7 protein-coding genes are annotated in these 20,385 nt (G+C 53.1%); all 7 read left to right on the forward strand.

Annotated elements, in window-relative coordinates:
• Positions 1 to 27: 27 nt before the first annotated feature.
• The 7 genes from CCALI_RS12865 (at position 28) to CCALI_RS12895 (ending at position 20,255) form a co-directional block, all read left to right on the forward strand.
• Positions 28 to 2,601, forward strand: coding sequence for a protein translocase subunit SecDF (locus CCALI_RS12865; protein ID WP_016483907.1), 2,574 nt, complete (start codon positions 28 to 30; stop codon positions 2,599 to 2,601).
• A gap of 221 nt (positions 2,602 to 2,822) precedes the next feature.
• On the forward strand, positions 2,823 to 4,373 hold the full coding sequence (locus CCALI_RS12870; RefSeq protein ID WP_016483908.1) for a 30S ribosomal protein S1: 1,551 nt from the start codon (positions 2,823 to 2,825) through the stop codon (positions 4,371 to 4,373).
• Between the two features lie 30 nt (positions 4,374 to 4,403).
• Positions 4,404 to 5,057 (forward strand): dephospho-CoA kinase, encoded by a 654-nt coding sequence (gene coaE / locus CCALI_RS12875; RefSeq protein WP_016483909.1) that lies wholly within the window; start codon positions 4,404 to 4,406, stop codon positions 5,055 to 5,057.
• A gap of 229 nt (positions 5,058 to 5,286) precedes the next feature.
• Positions 5,287 to 11,181, forward strand: coding sequence for a carboxypeptidase regulatory-like domain-containing protein (locus CCALI_RS12880; RefSeq protein ID WP_016483910.1), 5,895 nt, complete (start codon positions 5,287 to 5,289; stop codon positions 11,179 to 11,181).
• Between the two features lie 18 nt (positions 11,182 to 11,199).
• Positions 11,200 to 13,626 (forward strand): hypothetical protein, encoded by a 2,427-nt coding sequence (locus tag CCALI_RS16250; protein ID WP_016483911.1) that lies wholly within the window; start codon positions 11,200 to 11,202, stop codon positions 13,624 to 13,626.
• Positions 13,627 to 13,835: 209 nt separating this feature from the next.
• Positions 13,836 to 16,985, forward strand: coding sequence for a S8 family serine peptidase (locus CCALI_RS12890; RefSeq protein WP_016483912.1), 3,150 nt, complete (start codon positions 13,836 to 13,838; stop codon positions 16,983 to 16,985).
• A gap of 174 nt (positions 16,986 to 17,159) precedes the next feature.
• Positions 17,160 to 20,255 carry a hypothetical protein gene (locus CCALI_RS12895; RefSeq protein WP_016483913.1) on the forward strand — a complete coding sequence of 1,032 codons (3,096 nt, stop codon included), beginning with the start codon at positions 17,160 to 17,162 and terminating at the stop codon, positions 20,253 to 20,255.
• The last annotated feature ends 130 nt before the right edge of the window (positions 20,256 to 20,385 follow it).

Raw genomic sequence — 20,385 nt, forward strand, 5'->3', positions numbered from 1 at the left:
TGTAAATTTCGGGACGGAGGGGTTGTCTTGACCACATCGCAAAATCGGAGAATGCTTCTCCTCATTTTAGTGCTTGCCATCTTTTCGATTTTTGTCTCGGTTACAAAGCGAGATTGGCACATAGGGCCTTTTCACCTCGATACTAGGCCGCGCTATGGACTCGACATCCGTGGAGGGTTGCGCGTTGTCCTCCATCCCGATGTAGACCTTTATAACAAGGAGCATCCAGGGCATCCTTGGGGGCCTGAGCAGCTTTCGCTCGTTCGTCATATCATTGAAAATCGCGTTAACTTCTCTGGCGTCACCGAACCCCTGATCATCACCCGTCCCGAAACGAACCAGATCATTGTGGAACTGCCCGGCGTGCGCGACCGGCAGGCGGCCATTAACGAATTAAAAGCAACTGCCGACCTCCGGTTCTACCTGCTGCCGCAACTCGGTAGCCACGATAACTCGCGGCCCGCTATATGGCATCAGGAGATACAAAAAGATCCAAAAACCGGCGCCGAAGTGGATGTGCTAATTGACAACCAAACGGGGAAGCCGGTGACACCGCAAGAGTTGCAAGAGCAGGTCTTCGACAACCCTAACCTTTTAGTGGCCACAGGGGCCGATCTGCTACCTAACTGTGAGGCTCGCTTAGACCCCATCACCAACAAGCCCATTCTCACATTCCAGTTTAATGATAAAGGCTCGGCGGCTTTTGAACAGGCAACTAGGGCCAACATCGGGCGTTATTTGGGAATTTTCTTGGATAACCGCTTGCTCACAGCACCTTACATCGAGAGCGTGATCTCCGGCCAGGGGCAAATTGAAGGCATTGCGACACTCAAAGAGGCAAAGGCGCTTGCTGATGAGTTGAACGCTGGAGCGTTGCCTGTGCCTCTGCAACTGCAGGAGGTGCGGAGCCTTGAGGCGACCTTGGGCCAGGAAGCCGTCCACACGACAACGATCGCGGGTGTTTGGGGGCTTGTTTTGGTTTTATTGTTCATGCTCATTTGGTATCGTTTGCCAGGATTACTGGCGGATGTAGCCCTCATTCTCTATGCGTTCTTCTCCATCGCCATTTTTAAGCTGATCCCTGTTACCTTTACTCTGCCGGGCATTGCGGGGTTCATCTTATCTATCGGGATGGCGGTGGATGCCAATATCCTTATTTTCGAGCGCTTCAAAGAGGAGTTACGAGCGGGACAACCGCTACGAGCTGCTATTGACGCCGGTTTCAATCGTGCCTTCTCCGCCATCTTCGACTCGAACGTTTGTACGGTCATAACCTGTTGTGTCCTCTACTACTTCGGCACAGGGCCCATTCGCGGTTTTGCGTTGACGCTCGGGTTTGGCGTGGCCGTAAGTATGTTTACGGCCATCACCGTTACACGCACTTTCCTCTTTGCCCTCGTTAACTTCGATTTCGCCCGTAACGAAAAGATGTACGGGCTCAGCGACCGTGCTTGGAACCTCCATGTTATGCGATTGCCCTGGCTCTGGTTGGGCATCTCTGCGTTGGTGATTGTGCCGGGCATGATCGCTTGGGGGATGGGGGGCATCAAACCTTCCATAGATTTTAAGGGGGGTACCGAGATAACGCTCTCCTACAAAACGCCGCATACCGCTGCCGAAATCGAGCGTATTTTGATACAAAACGGTTATAAAGACAGCCGTGTTGTGATTTCTGAGGAGCCAAACGCCCCGATAGACAAGCACCTGGCGATTGTTACCACACGGAGGCTTACCAACGATCAGCGCATTCAGTTGATAGACGCACTAACCCATAACGGAGCCGATCTTGTTCCCGGGACGAGTCCCGCCACGGTCCCCTACGCTGACGTTAGCGGCACGGTCAGCCGTCAGCTTACCGAGGATGCCGTGAAAGCGGTGATTATCGCTGAACTGCTGATTGTGTTCTACCTTGCCTTCCGCTTCGCCATCGGAGGGTTCCTCGAAGGCCTCCAGTACGGGATTTGTGCGGTGTTGGCCCTAATCCATGATGTGGCCGTGCTCTGGGGCAGCTTCGCGATTTTAGGCCTGCTCTATAATTGGCAGATAGATAGTCTCTTCGTAACGGCCATGCTTACGGTCATTGGGTTCTCCGTGCATGACACGATCATCATCTTTGATCGCATTCGGGAAAATCTGCTGCATCGAGCGCGTGGTGAGACGTTCTCCTCTTTGGTGGATCGCTCAATCAATCAAACCTTCTCACGGTCTATAAAAACCTCATTCACCGTTATTCTGGTCTTGCTTGCCCTTTTCATTTTTGGAAGCAGTGAGATACATCAGTTTGCCGCAGCGCTACTGATAGGGATCATCAGCGGAACCTACTCTTCGATCTTCAATGCCAGCGTTCTGTTGGTGCTTTGGAAGCGCTTCCGAGGTCAAGATAAAGCGGTGGCCCCTATTCTCGCTACGCCCTCTACCAGCGTCTCCACAAAGTCGGTGCTCAGCGTGCCAGGGGATAGGCCCATCGTTACCCCCAAAGCCGAGCCAGAGGTGGCAACAACACCGGCCTCAACCAGTGGCACCGAATCGGGCACGACCGGCTCTACAGAGAACAAAGCAGGGGCACGCCGCCGGCGCCCGGTTCGCCGACGAAGAATGTAATCTTTTGTTTAGAAAAAAGCTTGCCTGCTTTTCTTGCACAGCGGTTTGGTGCTAGCGTAGAGCCGTTAAGAAGGAAGGTATTTTGTGCGCGATACGAGAGAGTTCGGGTTAGAAAAAGAAGGAATCGCGCCATAAAAAGACGAATAAACCTACCGTATTGGGTACAGTGCCAGCCTTTACCTAAAGCTTTGGTGCTGTGCCGAGAGGAGTAAAGCGAGAATATGTCGGATGAGACGGTTCAGGAGCGAACGTTAGAGGTTCATGCCCAAAGTGAATCTGAAGAGCAGCCCCCTACGCAGGAAGGTTCCCTAAGCGAATCCTCTGCCCAAGAGGCGTTGACGTCGGCTGTTGTCTCTTCAGAAACCACGCGGGCTGAGGAGGGAAAAGAGACCACTTCGCAGCCTCCTGAACCACCTGCTTCTCCTGCGACGGAGGTAAGTTCTCCTACCGAGGATATTGGAACCGACTATGCGAGCTCGTTTCGGGAGCTACGCAAGGGGGATATTATTCAAGGGGTGGTCATGCGGATAGACCGCGAGGAAGTGCTCGTTGATGTGGGAGCCAAGTCGGAGGGAATTATTCCGCTGAATGAGCTATCGCGCCAGAGCCATGTGCCGCCTGAAACCGTTGTTTCCGTGGGTGAGCGGATATGGGTCTATGTGCTGGAGCCGGAAAACGATTTTGGAAACCCCATCCTGTCGAAACGACGGGCCGATCTGGAAAGAACCTGGGTCGAACTGAAACAGGCGCAGGCAACGGGCACAAACGTTGAGGGCAAAGTGGTCGCTCATGTAAAGGGAGGACTTCAGGTAACCGTTGGCTTGCAGGGCGTGGTCGGTTTTGTTCCGGCCTCGCATGTGGGGCTTGAAGGGCCACGAGTGAACTTGGAGCGCTATGTAGGAAAAACCATTCCCCTAAAGGTTTTAGAGGTAGATCGTGCGCATAAAAAGGTTATTCTGTCGAACCGCCTCGTAGTGGAGGAAGAGCGGCGTCGCAGGCTTGAAGAGGCGAAGGCCAGCATCCAGCCAGGGCAGATTCGGCGTGGTGTGGTGCGTCGCCTTACCAATTATGGCGCCTTCGTTGACTTAGGGGGTATTGATGGGTTGCTGCATATCTCCGAGATGTCTTGGAGCCGCCTTAATCATCCTAGAGACGTTCTGCGCGAAGGACAAGAGATTGACGTCTTTATCATCAAGGTGGATTTCGATCAAGAACGGGTCTCGCTAAGTCTACGACGGACGCAACCTGACCCCTGGGAAAAGGTGGCGACTATTTATCGAGAAGGCGATGTGCTGACAGGCACGGTCACTCGCGTGATCGATTCTGGCGCCTTTGTGCAACTTGAGGAGGGAATCGAGGGGTATTTGCCGAATTCTGAGATGGTACGCAACAGTTCGGGGCGTATTACACCCCCCGCCGTCGGCGAAGAGATTACCGTGAAGCTGTTGAAGCTGCGCCTCGATGAGCGTAAAATGACACTGTCGCAACGGGCCGCGGTGCCTGTAGAACCGGTGATTGAGGAGCCACCGCCACCCCCGCCGGCCGAGCCCGCGGCCGGCAAGCGAAAACGAAGTAAAAAACGCGGCCGGCGTTCAGAGGAGGATGAGGATTACGGGCCTTATGCGGGTGAGCTTGAGGAGCAGCCTCTCAACACGCTGCGGGATGCCTTTAAAGCCGCGAGACGACGTGCTCGTAAAGAAGAGAGTGGGGAAGAGGAGATCCTCCTGGATGAGGAGATTGACGATGTCTCCTCAGAAGAGGAGGAGAGCTGAAGGGAGCGTCTTAAAGGCGCCTGCGATAATGTGTTTGCTGTAGGGCTGACAGGAGGGATAGCGTCGGGCAAAAGCCTTGCGGCTCGCATTCTAGAAAATCTGGGCGCGATCCGCTTCAGCGCCGACGAGGCTTCGCGTGCTGTAACTGGGGTGAACAGCCCGCTTGTTTTAGAGATCGCGCGCATCTTCGGACCGCAAGCGCTTTTGCCTTCCGGAGCACTCAATAGGGTCTACCTAGCCAAGCTCATCTTCACCGATGGGCAGGCCCGCCAGAGATTGGAGCATCTGCTTCATCCAGCGATATTGAGACTCCTCTGGGCACAGATGGAAGCCTGTCGCTATGATTTTGCGGCGGATAAGATCGTGGTCGTGGAAGTTCCGCTGCTGTTTGAGGTTCACATGGAAGAGTGGTTTCATCGAACGGTGGCCGTGTTTGCCCCAGAGTCTCTGCTCCTGGAACGAATACGGGCACGAGAGATGTTATCTAAAGAGGAGGCCAAACTCCGCCTCGCGGCACAATGGCCTGTGGAACAAAAGGCAGCGCATGCCGACTACGTTCTGAAAAATGAGGGGGACATTAAAGAGTTTCATCACGCTGTTCTTCGTCTGTGGGACATCCTCCGCCAAGAGGCGCAAGGCCAAGGAAGATCCTTCCAAACACACCGACCGCAATTTATCGAATAACGGCTCTACATAAAGAATGCCTTTCACACAAAAAAAGTACTTGCAATTTGCACGGCGCTGTGATATAATGCAGATGACACAGCTCTTATGCCGTGTCGGGCACTCCCTCCCGACTCGTTTTCCCCCCTTTTTAAGGGCCGATGTGCGGTCTGTTCATGCGAACCGAATAGTGTGTACACCACCCCCAATAGAAAAGCTGTTACCAGCAGCTTAAAAGGAAGTGTGTAACATGTGTCCAGAATTAGGAGGTAGACTAGCATTGAAGCGCGCTCGTAGCCGTTTTTATGGCCTTCATCTGCTTCTGTTCGTCCTGATAGTGGCCTTGTATCCGTTGAATGCACAAGCCCAAAGCCGGGCGCGTAGCCCAAAAAGTACGAGACCACAAGATATCCTACAGTCGCTTCGCTCTGTGGGGCCACGACCTCCTCATGTGTTCTATCCGCCGAACATGTCGAAACTTCCCGATTGGGTTCTGAAAACACGCTGGACAGGCGAGGGCCGAGCGCCTGGTGATCAAAATGTGGTAAGACAGACCATCCTGCTTACGAAAGCCAATCCCAATCTTCCTTTCTCTAATGTGCCAGCTACCTCCTCAAACGAACACCCTTTCTGGACCTCAGATGAAAAGTATATCTACTTCGATAGCAACCGAAATAGTAGTACCGACTCGACCCCAAATGCCACCAATACCTACAACATCTTTCGTATGTTTCCTGATGGCACCGGGGTAACCCAGGTGATACCAGCAAATATCAACCAAATTGAGCCTGCTGTTTCCAGGGATGGAAGTCAGCTCGCTTTTGTTGGTGGAGGTACTTTTGTATCGGGGGCGGGCACCGCACATCCGGTAACCACGGGTTTCAACCTTTATCTTTATAATCTGAACCAGGGTGGGGCCGCAACCCCGGTTACGAACACAACCGCCGGTTTTACTTTTGCAGATGTTCGCCATCCTACTTGGTCACCGGGGGGCGATGCGATCGCCTTCGCGGGACAGCTGCAAGGTCAAAATGTCTACCATATCTTCCTTTACACTTTGGCAAATGGGGTGATAACGCAGTTAACCACGGGCGCCTCAAACGATACGAGCCCCGCATGGTCGCCAGATGGGCACTTTATTGCTTTTTCCACAAATGCTTCCGGCTTTGCATCAGGCGCCGCTCCAGTAGTTGCCGCCGGTACGGTAAGCAACTACGATATTTGGGTTATCACGACGAACCTCAACGCTCTTCAGGCTACCCGCATTACCAATTTTGCAGTAGGAGGGCAACAAAGCAATAACTATAACCCAGCCTGGAGTTCTCTTAATATTGATCCCCTTGGTATAATCCCAATCCAGCCAAATCCTTCGAATAATGGGTTGACTCAATCGGAGCTCATGATCGCTTTTGCTAGCGATCGCGAAGATACGAATAACGACGGTATTGCGAATGCGATCAATCCAAACCATTCTACCGATATCTACTGGGTGCAGACGCCGGAACAGTCGCCTTCGACGGGCGTTTTTACGATAGCTGGAGAGAGCAGCGGCAATCCTGCTCATAAGCTACAAACGAGCCAGCCGGATACCGCAATGGACCCCAGTGAGCCAAGTTATAATTTTGATAAATCCCATGTTTCCAATGAGGATTTCCCAACATGGCCACAGTATAAAAACTCATATCGTATCGTGTTCCAAAGCGATCGAGGTGGAACCTTAGAGATTTGGGGTTCCACGATCATAGATATAGATGCCCCGGCGCTTCTGAAGTACGATGCTTCGACCAACGAGATAGTGCACCTCGAAAAAGAGGTCGGAACGCATACAGGTATCTCACAAAGGCAGTTTAATCCTGGGGATACGGTGCGTATTTGTGTGCGGGCTGTTGATTACGAGAGTGGGGTGAACTCTGTTTATGTACAGATCAAATGCCCTAACGCCATGCAACAAAGTCCGGACAATGTGGAGCATCGTATCTTTAATATCGGTGGTGGAGCTGTAGGGGGATCTGGGACAAGTGTACAGTCCATTTTTAATGCGGGTAGTGGCGGTTTCCCGATTGAAGAGGACTACCAGGCGGTTAACGCAAATGGCCCCATGACGGGTGGGGTACCTCAATTCCGTCCTTTCAACACCCCTAATCTCTACACTCCAGGAGTTGACGACCTTGATGCCTTTAGCGGTGCCGCGCATCCACCCGATCGATTCTGGCTGCAACTCTATGATGATGGGCCGACAACTCAAGGGGGGCATGAACCTCCTGGTGAGGTGGCTGGAGATGGCGTTTACACGGCGGACTGGACAACCCCTGTTAACTTCCCAAGTGACTGGGTGATTGACGTTATCATCTACAACAACGCAGTAGATCCCTTTAACCCGCAAAAGCGGTCTGATTGGCGCATCTATGACAATGTATGGGGCTTTACCACTCAGCCTTTCCAAGCTCTTCACAATGTGCTCTATGTAGATGACTACGATAGCGGGCAAAAGTTCTTCTCCAACCGGTTTGGATCAGGCAACTTCCAAGCGAGCAACACAGCAGGCTTCAACGGTATTCCTACGGAAAGTTATATGACTGAGTTTACTCCAGCGCTTTTCCCAGATACCTACCAGGCAGGAACAGGCCAACCGTCTCCACTCTTAGATTTTATGAACACTCTTGGTCCTCAATCCTATGGAGCTAATGTAGGAGATGGCGCATATTACGACCCACTCGATGACGATGGCTCTGGGGTACCCCCAACACAAAGCTATGATATTTGGCGTATTCAGTGTCGCGGGCCTATACCCCAATCCGTGCTCAACGCCTATCTGCCTTACTATGAGAACATTCCGCCAGATCCGTCCAATAAGAATTTACCGACAAAAGTTCTTGTGGCAGAAAAGTGTGTGCTCTGGCATTCGCCCTATTCTGGGGATCTGTTCGTAGGGCCAGGTACCATCCTCGATCAACAGACTCAGACGATGCTGGCCAACTTTGTGCAAGCCGGTGGAAGACTGTTTATCAATGGGCAAGATATCGCCTGGGGGCTTACACTAGGTGGTACGCAGCAAAACTCGTTCCTATCCAATGTGCTCTACTGCAACTACGTTGCAGATGCAGCAAATACCGATCAGATCAATCTTCAAGGGGCACGCGGCTCTGCTCCAATCGCCTGGGAGACTTGGTATGGCGGAATACACCGCTATCCACCCTATCCGCCAATGGATACGCCAAACAATCCTCCAGGAAATAACAGCCCTATTTATATCGGGCCCATACTCAACCAAGCCTATACCGCGGCTGCCCATGATACTTGGGACGACACGACAGTGCCTGTACTGATTGGCTTTAACGACGTCGTGACGTTTAATCCGCCCAGCACCGTACAGTCAGGCGTTGATGGAGTTTATAGCAACGGCGCAGGTCCAGCGATTATGTGGTATGCCAACCCCACCACAGGGGGACGTGTGGTCTATTCACCCTTTGGATGGGAAGGCATCGTTCCGAAGACGATTGCGCTGCAGGGTACGCCAACTCCTTACCTGTGCATTAATCTACGCATGGAGCTTATTCACAATGTGCTCGACTTTTTGCGCACAGGCTATATCTACGGTTCCGTGCGTGCATACAACGGGGGAGCCGCTGTACCACTGGCTAATGTGCTGGTTCGGGCTTTTGATGCACAAGGTAACGAAGTTTCGACGGCTCTGACTCAAGCAGATGGCTCCTATATTCTTCGGGGGCTTTATCCGAATGGCATCTACGCGCTAGATGCCATTGCACCAGGCTATGTCACACAGCATGCAACGGGTATTGAGTTTCATGGAGGTTATGGTGTTCGTAACGACTTCTTCATGAGCCAAGCCCAGCCCGGCGTGATCTCGGGTAAAATCACCGATGCCGTCACGGGACTACCTGTTCCGAATATTACAGTTGAGGCACTCGATATCTCCGGTGCCGCACCGGCAAACACCTTCTTTACCGGCGTGTCGGCTCCTGACGGCACCTACTTCATTAAAAATGTGCCAGCGAGCTCCTACGAGGTATTTCCGATTTTGCCGGCTCAAGGCTATGTATCGAGCAATCCGGCCAACTACGGCGCACCTCCCGGTCAGCCGGTTGTGGTGGCTCCGAGCCAAACCGTTAGCGGCAAAGATTTTCAGTTGATCCAGGCTCCCGGCACCATCACTGGCAAGGTAGACATCGCGGACGCCAACGGAAACGACACCGGTCAGCCTTTGCCTGGTGCGACCATTACGGCAACATCAACCTCCAATTCACAGACACAGTTTGTTTCTGCACCGCCTACCGGTGGCTCGCAGAGCGACGGAACCTTTACTATTCCCAATGTGTCACCTGGGCAGTATTCGGTTACCGCAACCGCTCCAGGCTATAATCTCGTTAAAAGCGTTACCGTAACGGTAACTACGCAGCAGACGACCTCTGGGGTTTTGCTGCTCATGTCGCCGGTACCACCAGGAAGCATCTCTGGATTGGTCGCTACCTCCCTAGGTATTCCAGTGGGTGGTGCCACCATTACGGTAACAAACAGCGCAGGCACAGTTGTTGCAACGGGAACTTCCGGTGCGGTTCAAACCACCACGATTAACGGACAAACCTACACTTACAACTATAAGATTACAAATGTTCCAGCGGGCGCCACGGTAACCGTGTCGGCAAGTAAAGCTGGCTATACGACGAAGACGTCCGCTCAAACCGTGACGGTTACCTCGAACCAAGAGACCCAAAACGTCAACTTCACGCTCGATCCGTTGGCGGCTTTTGGGTCAAATCTCGCTCTAGTTTCCTCTCCTTACTACTTCACCACGGATGGGAACCCGGCTAGCCCGCCGTTGGATGTGGCAACGTTACTGGGAGTGCCCTCTTCCGACGTCAGCAGCGGGGCCTTCCAATTCACTTACTGGAACGCTTCCACCCAATCTTATGTAAACTATCCGACGCCGCCGGCAAATGCTTTCCGGCTTGGCCTCGGCTACTTCCTGCGTGATACCGACACGGCTACCGTGATGGCCATTACGAATCCAAACGGAATTACGGCTCCAAAGGATGCCAACGGTAACTTTCTGCCCTTCAACATTCCGCTGCAGCAGGGCTGGAATATGATCGGGGATCCTTTCACCTCCTCGGTCAACTTCAACGGCCTTCAGGTACAGCTCCAAAACGGTACCCTTATTAACGTAACGGCCGCTCAGGCCGGCCCGAACCCAGTGCTGGGGGCTGCCCTGTGGACTTATCAGAATGGGAACTACGCGGTCGTCTATACGCTAGACCCATTCCGCGGCTACTGGCTCTACGCTTTTCAGCCCTGCACGCTCGTTGTGACACCAAGTGCTCAGCAAGGGCGTGGAGCCTTCTCGGCAGCAGGACGCGCTTTGGAGTTCACTTCCGGTGGAAATGGGAACTGGAAACTCGACATTGTGGCAGCCACCGATCAATCGAATTCAAAAGCGACAATAGGGGTTTGTAATGGGGCAACCGATCAGTACGATCGTTACAAGATGTTAACGCCACCAGCTCTCGGCAGAAATGCCGTAGTGCTTGGCATCGATCATAGCGATTGGGGCCGACAAGCAGGGCTGTACAGTGTGGACGTGCGCTCTGCAGCTGCAACGACATGGAAGTTCGTGCTTCAGGCAAATACCGGTGGGCAACCCGTTACGCTCACGTGGCCAAACCTCGCTATGGCGGGTAAGCACGACTTTATCTTCACCGATCTCGATAATGGCACCAGCTTTGAACTACACGATCGCTCAAGTTACACTGTTACCATCGGACAGGGGACGACAACGCATCATTTCGAGATAGATGTCCTCCGTGCAACACGCAGTCCCTTGCAGATACTGAACGTGACGGCTCTGATGAATACCAATAGGGCTACAGGACAGTCCGACTCGGCGACGATCAGCTATACCCTGACCACTGCCGCTAAGATGGTTGTACGAATCTTAAATAACGGCCGTGTGGTGCGCACCTTAGAGGCGAACACAACACGAGCGGCAGGGACAAATCAGGTTGTTTGGGATCTGAAGTCGGATAGTGGTATTCGCGTGCCGACGGGGGTCTATCAAGCCCAGGTCATTGCCACGGATGCCAATGGACATCAGGTTCCACGGGTGGTGCCCTTGGTGATCACACGGTAAAGGTTTAGGAGATACTTTATGTATAGGGGTCTCGATCGACCGCTACAAAGCGGGCAACTCGAAGAAGGAGATAAAAGGGTGAACGCTTTTGGCAGAAATATTCTATCTCGCATCGGCACATGGCTGTTCGCAACGGCTTTTCTAGGAGCCGGCTTGCTGGGAGCCGTGAAAGCGCACGCGCAAACGCAGCAACTGCGTGTAATGGTAGGCGACTTTGTGGACGAGCGTGCCCATTCCGCCGGTAGTCAGCTCGCCATCGCTGCCAAGAAAGACATGTATAACGAACTGGTCAGCGTAGGAGCCTCTAAGTTCGCTCCGATAGATCCAGACGAGCTAATGGCACAGGCGAAATCTTTAACGCCACCGCTTCCCACGCCGAGCGACCCCTACGGCCCGTACGGTTACAGTCTTTTTGACTACACGCGACTTGGGGAAGCCGTGGGCGCATCCGCTGTCTTGTCCGGGCGTGTTCTCGTAACAAGTGGAGCGGGAGCCTCGGGAAAACTGGTGCTTGAGGCCACGCTAACCAACCTTGTTGCGCAAGCACCGATTAATGGGGCTCAAGTAGAGGTGGCAATAGCAAATGAGCCCGGCGAAAACGCCGGCTCTCAGGAGGCCGTTCTAAAGGCGGTGGACGATGCAGCCCTCTCAGCGGTCACACAGATGGTCGCAAGACAACTGCTTACAGCTACCGTGCTGCAGATCAGTCGTGGGCTTGTGGTGATCAATAAGGGAACGCGCGATGGCTTCCACGATGGCGATGATATCGCCGTGTTGCGGGAGCTGGCCGGTGGGCGCCTTGTAAAGGTAGGAGTTATCCGTATTATGCGCGCCTATGCGGATAATTCAGAGTGCGAAATTCGTGAAAATACCGGTGGCATCAGTCCCGAAGATATCGGATTAGTACTCTATCGTCCGCAATATGTGTATACCCTAACAGGTGGCAAAAGCATTAATCGGGTGAATACCCGTATTAATCTCAGCGCCATTGGCAGCACGTTGGCCGCCTTGGGTCTAGGGGTTCTGCTTGTATCGGCTTCGAAAGGAGGACAGGCGACCACGACCAATGTAGTGGCTGAAGCCACCTCGCTAAATGGAGCGCCAGAGGTTCGCGTTACCTGGGGCGATAATATCTTTGGTCAAGCCGGGGTCCTGCAATATCATGTTTACCGCCTGCCAGATTTCCCACCAGGCTCTCCAGGGATATCCACAAACAACGGGAATGGTAACGGTACAGGTACTGGTGGTGGCACAGGGACCGGTGGTGGAACAGGTACTGGTGGCACAGGTACCGGAGTTGTTGCTGCTTCAGGTGTTCCTGTGGCGGTCGTGCCTCCCTCTTCGCATGTCTACCTTGATCAGCCCACACCTTTCGATAGCTATGCAACTATTGGGGGGTTCATGACAGGCTTTAACGGCTCTGCCGCAACAGGTAGTTTAACAAGTGGAACTACTGGTACAGGCACTGGCACAGGTACATCTACAAGCGGAGGATGTGGCTTCACAAGCATCAGCGGCTTTCTAGATACAGGCTTTACACCGGGTAAGTCCTACCAATATGAGGTGACTGCTATTCTGGCTCGCCAACAACCTATTGTTAGCAGTGGTGGCAATACGGGGGGAGTTGGAGGAATTGGTACTGGCACCGGTGGAATCGGTACGGGTACCGGCGGAATTGGTACAGGTACTGGTATTGGAACAGGTACTGGTATTGGAACAGGTACCGGTATTGGTAATGGAACTGGTACCGGCACAGGGACTGGTTCCAATGTGCTCTGCATCGAGACGGACCCCGTGCCGTCCAACTTTGCGACGCCCATCACCCCTGTCAATCCCACAGCGCCAGCTGCGGGTGCCTCTGTAGATATTCGCTCGTTTAACCCCACGTGGACGAGCCGGGTAGGTGCCGACCTCTTCGTAGTGGAAGTGTCTACCGATCGCACCTTTAAGAACCCAAAAATCATCTACCAGGTACAGGTCTTCTCAACGGCACCTACCCAGGATGGCGTTGCACAAACGTTGCCCGCGCCAGTGGACCTTACCAAAGCGCCCCAACTGCTGGCTGACCCAACGTTTGCGGCCTTTGTGAGCGGTTCCGGAGGTTCGGGAAGCACTCCAACCACGCCTACGCTCTACTACCGGATCGGCGCACGGCACGATGAGGATATCCCAGGCCCTGTGAACTGGATCAGTCAGGCTGCTAATGATCCCAACCGTAATTTCCGCTTTGTCTACAGCGATCCCGTTCAGTTCACTCCCACCCCGCTGCCGCCACCGCCTCCAGGCAAAAAGGCGAGCTTGGCTGCTGCTGTGCTGAACGCAAATGGCAGCCGGGCGGCCGTGTTACATCCGGTGATGCCTCGATCGGTGGGTATTATCCCGGGTGTAAGCCATCCGACGACACCTCAACAGGTGCTAAACGGGCGAGGGCGTGAACGGCACTAAAATGCCGTCAGGAGAGATAGAGGCTCTGCAGGCAAATCCTCTATCTCTCCAGCGGACAATCTATGTCAGGATATAGATATAGGTAAAAGCCAAACAGTGTGCTGCCTTTATAGGCTTTATCGGCGCTCCACGCCAACTCTGCGCTACCCCTCCTATCGTGGGTGGCGGGGCAGTGTCAACGACAACCGTCTGAACAAGGAGTTTGGGCTATGGTGAAAAAATTCGGACTTCTTATTCCTGTTTTAGCTTTGCTGCTCCTAACGAGTAACGCTGTAAGGAGCAGGGCAGATGGTTTGCCCGGGGCGCAAGCTGCCTTTGTGGATGGACAAGTTGTTCTCTATTGCCAGCCCGGCACGTCGCAAAACGACGTGAACGCATTGGCCGCCAAAGTAAACGCGCAACAGGTCATTCCTCTGCTATTGAAGGATTGCTATGAGCTCATTTTGCCTGCCTCCAGTGCTACAGACGCTGGGACGTTAAATGCTGTTGCCACCTTGAAAGGAGACCCGCGCGTTCGTTGGGTGGGCCCTAACAAAATCTTTCATCTAATGGCATCGCCTCCAACAGCTACCCCTAACGATCCGTACTATACAAACGGAGATCAATGGCCGTTGCCTCAAATTAACATGCCGGCCGCTTGGGCTATTGAAAAGGGCACGGCGAACGTCGCCGATATTGATACAGGATTCGATAATACCCATCCCGATCTCGCGGGGCAGTACATTTTGCCTGGTTATAACTCGGTGGATGGTTCAACCAACAACACGCCTAGCGGTACTGACGCTGCGAACCAGCATGGGGTAAGTACAAGTAGCATTATGGTTGCGATAACGAATAACGCCATTGGAATGGCCTCTATCTGTGGTTGGGGCACGACAAAATGCTTGGGAATTAAAGCTGGAGATGCAAATGGATTCACCGAAGCTGCACTGGTAAATGCCTCCCAGTACGTGTTGAATGTAGCACAACAAGACAATATTGTGGTGGTTAATGAAAGTTTAGGGGCACCCGGAGACCCTACAGATACGAGCGATCCTTATTATCAGGCGACCAAGGCTCTGAGCGATGCGGGGATCATTGTTGTGGTGGCTGCCGGTAACGATAGTTCCGACAATCATCAAACAACACCCGCAGGATTTACTTTTCCCAATCTTCTCACGGTTTCCGCTCTAAATAGAAACTCGCAGCTTGCCTTTTACTCTAGTTTTGGAAAAGTGGATATCTCTGCTCCTGGTGGCGAGCAAACATCGGCTACCGATCCAAATGGATTCTTGGTGGCTGTAAATGGCTCTTATGGTTTTGAACAGGGAACCTCTATGGCGGCTCCGGTGGTTAGCGGTGTTATTGCGCTACTACGCTCCATTCCCGCGGTAACACCAACAGCTGCTATTCAGGCGATCGAGCAGTCCGCAAACCATGTTATTACCGGACAACAACAGGTTCCTGACCCCAAGTACGGTTATGGTGAGGTGGACGCCTATCAGGCTCTCTTGCGGGTGATAGGGCATGTTGAGGTGGATAGTCCTATAGGCATTGACAACGCTACGGGGCTTTCGACCGATCCTTCTGGCAATCCACCGCCTCCGGTAGAGACGCTGAAACCCACCTTTACCTTCGGGGTACGCAATATCCCCCTTTCTAACATCAATATCGTTATCATGAACCCCGATGGAACAACTACTCCGTTGGTAACCAACGGGACTCCTGCGGCGGGGGTAACCAACTTTTCCGTGAGTGGGGATACGACGAGCTCCTATCCTGTCTACTCTATCTCCTTCCGATATGCCTTTAACACAGTGCTCGCCTCCTCACAGATAACCGTTCAGATTACCGGCACTCCGACCAATCCGAATATCCCGACGCCCCAGCAGACGGTGACCTTCAATCTACAGCCACACCGATTCCCCGCTGGTCTATCGCTGATCTCAATCCCCATCTATGAGAGCGCAACCGACTCGCCGTCGGGCTCCTTCCGCAACGATATTCGCCAGATACTGAGCGATCCGACCGCTGTGCTCTATAGTTGGGGAATACAACCTACTCTGAATAGTGCCGGTCAAGCGACCGCACAGGGCGTTTATACACCGACCCCTGGCACTGTAGGTGCCTCCGCCTCCTTCACAGTGAGCGGCATACCGGCTTCCTCTACGCCAGCAACCAATCCGCCGCTAGGTCTAGGTTTCTTCTTAAAGACCACAGCCTCCGATATCTATCGGACTTACGGCAACTACATTGCAAGTCAGTTCGTAAACATTCCACTCCATGAGGGATGGAACTTGGTTGGCGATCCGTTTCCATTTGCTGTAAGTTTTAACATCTGCTCCTTCCAGACCCCTGGAGGGAATCTCTATTCTGCTCAACAAGCCGCCGATGCCCATCTGATACTGCCTTTTATCTACCGCTATGTCGGTGGCAGCTATCAGTTCGACACGCTGCCGCAAGGGCTTTTGAGACCATGGGAAGGAAGCTGGATCTATGTGATTCCGGCTAACCCAAATAGTTTAAGCACAAACTATGTGCTTACGTTGGTGGTGCCACCCACGGGAAGTATTTCGGATACATTAGGAAGATCAACAACCGCTAATACGCCCTCGGCGGGTGGGCCAAACAACTGGCGCCTGCAGCTCGTGGCGACCTCCGGCAGCGCTGTAGACGGGCATAATTATATCGGAGTGTCGGCTCAACAGACCGATCCGAGTTTCACACGCGCACCAAAGCCGCCTCAGTTAATGAATGATATATCGTTAAGCATTCTGGAACAAGGCCGAGGTGTTCAGAAAGAGCCTTATGCCATGTCACTTCATGCTCCTGCGGCTACGCAGACGTGGCAAGTGCTTGTGCAGTTTGCCAATAAAGGCACGCCCGTTACCGTATCTTGGCCCAACGTCGCGCAGATTCCCCATAACATCAAGCTTGTACTAACCGACCAAACAACCGGGCAGCAGATAGATATGCGCACGCGAAGCGCCTATCAATTCATGCCGGCTGCCCAGGAGACAGCACGGCAGTTCCAAATTACCGCTTCTACGGTTTCAACAAGTGGGCGCGCACTGATCACCGATCTGTTTGTAGACCCGGTGAACTCCAACCGTGCTGCAGGTGCGGCGGGCTTTGATATCCGCTATAATATCTCCCGTGACGCCAATGTGGATATCGAGATACTGGCCTCTAACGGACGAGTCATCGGTAGGGCACAGCCGTCAAGAGCGGTAACAGCGGGTACGAATCGTGCTTTCTGGAATGGGCGCGACCTTGCTGGAAATCCGGTTCCAACCGGTGTCTATATGGTGCAGTTGCGGGCCGTCACAGCCTCGGGCGATGTGACACGGCAGACCGTCCCGCTAACCATCACTCGTTAAGAAGAAAGCGGTGCTTGAGTGTCTTTGGAGTTAGCAAGGACACCCAACGTGAAAATTTTAAGTGTCCCCCTCGCTGAGCGATGAAAATATACATGAGAACTGTCCTACCTGCTCGGGCGGAATCGCTCCCCCACCGCTCGGCAAAATAAAGGGGTTCAGGGAGGTTATTTCTGGATGCGGAGAAAAACATCCTTATTTGGACGTCTGACAACTACAGGCATCCTACTTTGCGCCGTCATCGGTTTGGGCATAGTGCAAAAAGCATGTGCGCAAGGATTGGGTGATCCTTTCCCGCCTGGGTATGGATACTACACCGGTAACAACGCAAACGACCTGCTCTATACCTTTACGGCCAATGGGATGGCGCTGACAATCGGAATTGGGCAGAATCAGGGGGGCGCTTTGGGCCTCTATACCGCCTCTAGCAACGACCCTGTGTTCGACCCAAGCGACACGATCGCGCCTTATTTTCCATTAAACGCGGTTCAAATTACAGACCCAGCAACGGGACAACAGTTTACCGCCTATCTGGGAACCCATATTTTCGTGCGGATTGATGGTGGTTTTTCAACACTGACTCCTCTGGGCTACGATGCCATCTTTGGTGATCAGAAGTTAGGGCAGTGGATTGAGGCACCGCAACAGGTGGGGAATCATATCGAGGCAAAATGGCTTTCGCAACCAGTGATCACGAACACTGGCGGCGGCACCGGTGGTGGTACAGGCGGCGGCACTGGTGGCGGTACTGGAGGTGGTACAGGGGGCGGTACCACAACCGTTCTTCCACCAGCAATCGAGGTAGACCTTGTTGCCTCTTTCGTGCATACGCAGTGCCGTCTGCAGATAACCGTTAAAAACGTGGATACAAAAGCCCATACGGTAAGCATTGGCCTATTGGAGGAGCTTTCCGGCAACCCTCAATCGTCGTTTCTTAACTTTGGAACACCGCTCTACCTGTATCCAAATACCTATGCCATTCACCACGAAACAGCGCTTTATGGAGCGCAGATCCCCAGCTACTTCTACTCCGCCGCTAGAAATACTTTCACGGGCGTGACAAATGCCTTGGTATATCGAACGATCAAGGGAACCGTGTCAAACTCCCCTTATGGACAAGACCCAACCTTCGCGCAAGCTTTGCCGCCTTCCCGTATGATCGTGGGCAACTTGATATCCATGGAGGGAAACTTAGGAGGAACGGCACCTAATCCTCGTATTTACAATGAGTTCTGGCTCTACGATAGCGCGACACCCATACCTCTACTGGGCATTACGTTGCTCGACCCAACCCAACGCATTGATCAGCCCAACTCTGAGAGTATGGGGTTGGGGCTCTATTGGGATAATATTCAGGTTCAGCCTACCGTCTCTAAGACGATCGTGACCTACTTAGGCGATAACAGCTGCAACTTCGCTTTTGGCCAGCCGCTTGCGCTTGCGGTAAGCGCTCCACAGGCTCTACAGATCTCTACATCGGCCAATCAGTCGGTATTTGCTGCCCCAGGAGCATCAGGAACAAGCCCGCAGTTTAAGATTAGCGCCTATGTGGATAATACAACGGATCTGATCAATCCTAATGCCATTGCCCTTAGCCCTGTGACGGTCAGCATTAACCTACCACCGGGATTGCAGTTGGTGACTCCTCCATCTGGTGGTTTTCAAGATAGTGTAAACAACCCAAACAATGCTGCCACGGTTACCCTCCCCTCGTTAGCGTCAGGACAGGAACAAGAGGTGCAGTGGGTGGTTACCCCAACCGGAACAGTCTCAGGGCCGCAGGATGTGCTGGTGTCGGCCCAGCCAGGAAACTTTGGAAACGGCGTGGTCGTGCGGCGTACCATAGATATACCAGCGCCTGCTACGTTTACTCTTCGAGGTAACGTTACAACCCAAAATCACTATGTAATGCTAAGCATACCTCTACAAACCGGCCCAACACCGCCTTCCCAGGTGCTCTTCCCAACACTGCCATCTCAACAGGTGGCTCCCGATCTGGCACAGTGGGACCCTGTGAATCTCATCTACAACTCTATCTCTCAATTCTCGCTCGGGAAGGCCTTCTGGATTCTTAATCGCCTCGCTAGCGATCAGCAGATCACGCTGAACACCGCGGCCTATCCGCCTCTGCTAACCAATCAGCAGTTCACTGTGAACTACCCGCAAGGTTGGAACCAGATCGGCGATCCCTATATCTACCCGGTCAACTTTGGAGAGGTTCAAGTATTTGACCCGAGTACCGGACAGACGTTCTCTATGCAGGATGCGGCCTCTCCGCAAAACCATCTCATTCTGCCCATTGCGTTCTACTACGATACCTCCAATCCAGATCCAACGCAGTGGCAATATGTGATATTGCCAAGTCTCGGCTTCACCATGCAGCCCTACCAAGGCTACTGGATCTACGTGCTCAAGAAGAACCTATCGTTCATCTATTCTGGGGTGACTCTACCAGGTAGTAATGTTACCAAAGCGGCCGCGGTCTCGACGCTTCAGAGCCGAGCTGCCACCGATGATTGGAAACTTCAACTCTCTGCCGCTGCGGCAGATGGGGTAGATAACACGACGATCATTGGGGTCGCGCCGCAAGCTACCGATAGGGCGGACTTCTTCAAGTATCCAAAACCGCCTTATATCAATAAACAGCTGACGATGGAGATCACCCACCCAGAGTGGAATGGAGCTGTCTATAGTGTTGACCTGCGATCGCCAAGCCTCACTCAGAAAACATGGAATGTGGTGATCCAGTCCGTTAAACCTTCTGAGGCCGTCACTCTCCAGTGGTCTAACCTAAGCCGCAGTGTGCCACGAACGTGGAAGCTCACTTTGACGGATCCAGCCACTGGAACACAGTTCGATATGCGCACACGCTCCGGCTATGTGGTTCATACCGATGCCACAGGGCGCGCCACGGTGCAGATTACGGCTAGCCCCGCTAACCCAACGCCAAGCGTGCGCATCCTCTCCTTCGTTGTCAATGCGCCTACCCGTGCTGCAAGCGGTACAACAGCACCCGTGGAGCTGGATTACAGTATAGCCGGTACCGGCGATACCCACGTGCTGGTGCGCAACTCACATGGCCAGGTCATTCGCAACCTTACCCCGGTAGCCACACGCAACACGGCAAACGGTGTAGAGGGGAAAGCCGTGTGGGATATGAAGACTCAATCGGGCACCGTGGTTTCAACCGGGGTCTATACCATGGATCTAGTGGTAGTAGCACCTGATGGTACTCAGACCCATCAGACACGTGTGTGCGTTATCACACGCTAATCCCTATAGGAATGGCAAGAGGGCTTTATCCCCTCTTGCCATAGCACTTTATCTGTCTATGTGTTCGGCTCGAAAAAAGACTCTTTTTGCCTGTATTTTGATGACCATAGGCCTCTGTGGTCTTGCCCAC

It is taken from the genome of Chthonomonas calidirosea T49, from assembly GCF_000427095.1.
GTDB classification, from domain to species: Bacteria; Armatimonadota; Chthonomonadetes; order Chthonomonadales; family Chthonomonadaceae; genus Chthonomonas; species Chthonomonas calidirosea.